The sequence below is a fragment of the Bacillus sp. MRMR6 genome (assembly GCF_001940785.1).
GTDB lineage: Bacteria > Bacillota > Bacilli > Bacillales > Cytobacillaceae > Neobacillus.
Map to the genome: position 1 here is coordinate 1 of NZ_MSLS01000067.1, position 2504 is coordinate 2504.

Genomic DNA, 2504 nt, shown 5'->3' on the forward strand with positions numbered 1-2504 from the left:
AAAAACCGCTATAAAATTGAAGCAAAAAATAGTGAACTCAAGCATGGGCACGGTTTTGAAACAGCCAAATCCTCGGGTTTATTTGGTATGGAAATTCAAGGAGCCACAACCATATTCGCTGTCAATCTCAAACGGATAATAAAACTTCTTAATGAAAAAGAATAGGAAATAGGCAGAGGTATAAGCAACTTCCCTTCGAATTTCGGTAGGAAGTTGCTTTTTTTTGTCTTTTTTCATCCATAATGCCTTTTCCTTATTTATAAAATATAAAAAACGGAAGTTCTTCAGTGCCCTCGCTAAGCGCCTGTGGGGTCTCCCCTGCCCCTTACCCCTGCAGGAGTCTCGCACCTGAAGCACAAATCCTCAGGATATAAAATTATGCAACTTTATTTAACATAGCCCTTACACAAAAAAAACTCCTGCAAAATTTTGCAGAAGGTTTTTTGATTTCTCAGATTAGATTTTTAACGAAATTTGATGAGAGTAATTCGCTGTAGAATTTATCAAATTGGTTAAGATCCATTTGCTGCTGTGCATCTGAAAGAGCGACTGCTGGGTCTGGATGTACCTCAGCCATCACACCATCTGCACCAATGGCAAGTGCTGCTTTAGCTGCTGGAAGCAACAGGTCTCTTCTTCCTGTTGAGTGAGTTACGTCAACAAACACTGGTAAATGTGTTTCTTGCTTAAGGATTGGTACGGCAGAGATGTCGAGCGTATTCCTTGTTGCACGTTCGTAAGTTCTAATTCCACGTTCGCATAGAATGATTTGTCCATTTCCTTGTGCCATGATGTACTCCGCCGCATTTATAAACTCTTCAATGGTTGCTGCAATTCCTCTTTTCAGCAATACTGGTTTTTTTACTGCACCTGCTGCTTTTAATAATTCGAAGTTTTGCATATTACGGGCGCCAATTTGGATTACATCAATGTAATCTATAGCCATTTCAATATCAGATGGATTTACAATCTCGCTGATAACTGCCATATCGTATTCATCTGCAACACGTTTTAAAATTTTCAGGCCCTCTACGCCTAATCCTTGGAAGTCATAAGGAGACGTTCTAGGCTTATATGCACCACCACGCAGCAGTTTTAAGCCTTTCTCTTTCATAGCTTGCGCAACTGTTGCAACTTGCTCGTAAGATTCAACCGCACAAGGGCCGAAAACGAAATGAGGCTTGCCATCCCCAACTGTTTCTCCTCTTAGTGTTACAATTGTATTTTCAGGTTGTTTCTTTCTAGAGACTAATAGTGCTTTCTCATGGTCATCCTTTTGTAAATCTAACCCAGCCTTAAAAATTTCTTTAAAAATATGATCGATGGTTGAATTTTCAAAAGGTCCATCATTATGCTCTTTGATAATATCAAGCATTTTTCTTTCCCGGACTGGATCGTAACGGTAAACTCCCTGATGTTCTTTTACCCGTCCAATCTCTTGGACGAGCTGAGCTCTTTCATTGATAAGCCTCAACAATTCCAAGTTCAGTTCATCGACTCTTGTTCTTAATTGATCTAGTTCATTTTTGCCCATGATTCGTCCCATCCCTTCCAATTAGCTAAAAAAATCTTTACTGTGCCAACCCTCATACATCCAACTAGTAAATATTTTTATTATTCAATAATTAGGCTAATTATATCGGATATAGATTTTTTTGTCACGTATTTTTTCTTTAACAATTAAACGCTTTTAAGCACTAAAGCATTTCGTATTAAATCATTCTATGTTGTTTTTTTAAAAGTGTTCCAACTATTATTCTGTAATGGCACTATCAAGGGAGCGGACGGTAATCTTCCAATGAGAAGTATTCCAAACATGTTCACCGTTCGAGAATAGAAACGCTTGTGGAGATTCATGCTTTACTTGAAACTTTTCTGCAATGTTGTTGGATAGCGTGCGCGCCTCTTGAACAGCTAGGTAATAGGTGGGAAAATCCTGATTTTTTTCTGCGAATTTTTGGTATTCCTGATAGGCTGCATGGCTGATTGGACAGGTTAAACTATGCTTCAGGAGCATGAATTTTTCTTCTTGTTTTAGTACTTCTTCAAATTGGTCCATTGTATCGACTTTTTTTAACATTAGTAAGACCTCCAGAATTATTAAAAGGTGAAGTAATTCTATCACTTCACCTTTGTTCTTACAAATTATCAGATTGTTAAGGTTAGCATTTTGCGAAATTCGCTCCCTTTCCGCGGGCTCCCCGGCGAGCCTCCTCGGTCGTTCCGAGAGGGCACTGAAAAAGTCCTTTGTTTTGAGGCAGTTGAAGGTTGATTTTATCAACCCTTCAACTGCTTTTTATTTTATAATTAAGGTAACAAGACTTTAAAGGTGGTACCGAAATGATTTCCTTTCAAGATTCATTCAATCTTAGCCCATATATAGGAATTTATGATCTCATTGTTCCAAAAGATAATATGCTTCGCCAAATTAAAGAACTAGTCGACTTTTCATTCATAATTGAAGAATTAAAAGATAAATATTGTCTGGATAACGGTCGCAATGC

Annotated in this window: 3 protein-coding genes and 1 pseudogene; 2 read left to right on the top strand and 2 right to left on the bottom strand. The window is 38.0% G+C overall.

The features are described from left to right. A pseudogene (locus tag BTR25_RS27365) lies at positions 1–165 on the top strand (IS5/IS1182 family transposase); the annotation flags it as partial. 286 nt (positions 166–451) lie between these two features. Here the strand turns inward: BTR25_RS27365 and BTR25_RS26420 are convergent. Then, the gene (locus BTR25_RS26420; RefSeq protein WP_075690917.1) at positions 452–1534 is read right to left on the bottom strand and encodes a bifunctional 3-deoxy-7-phosphoheptulonate synthase/chorismate mutase; all 1083 of its coding nucleotides are present in this window, start codon (positions 1532–1534) and stop codon (positions 452–454) included. A 219-nt stretch (positions 1535–1753) separates the two neighbouring features. Next, positions 1754–2080 (bottom strand): bacillithiol system redox-active protein YtxJ, encoded by a 327-nt coding sequence (gene ytxJ / locus BTR25_RS26425; RefSeq protein ID WP_075690918.1) that lies wholly within the window; start codon positions 2078–2080, stop codon positions 1754–1756. Between the two features lie 260 nt (positions 2081–2340). Here ytxJ and BTR25_RS27370 point away from each other — a divergent pair. After that, positions 2341–2504: transposase (locus tag BTR25_RS27370; protein ID WP_483295292.1), on the top strand; the 164-nt coding region annotated here is incomplete at its 3' end.

What these genes read in the sequence shown, in the direction of transcription:
- ytxJ (WP_075690918.1), bottom strand. Translation starts at nt 2,080, where the DNA reads ATGTTAAAAAAAGTCGATACAATGGACCAATTTGAAGAAGTACTAAAA.
- BTR25_RS26420 (WP_075690917.1), bottom strand. Translation starts at nt 1,534, where the DNA reads ATGGGCAAAAATGAACTAGATCAATTAAGAACAAGAGTCGATGAACTG.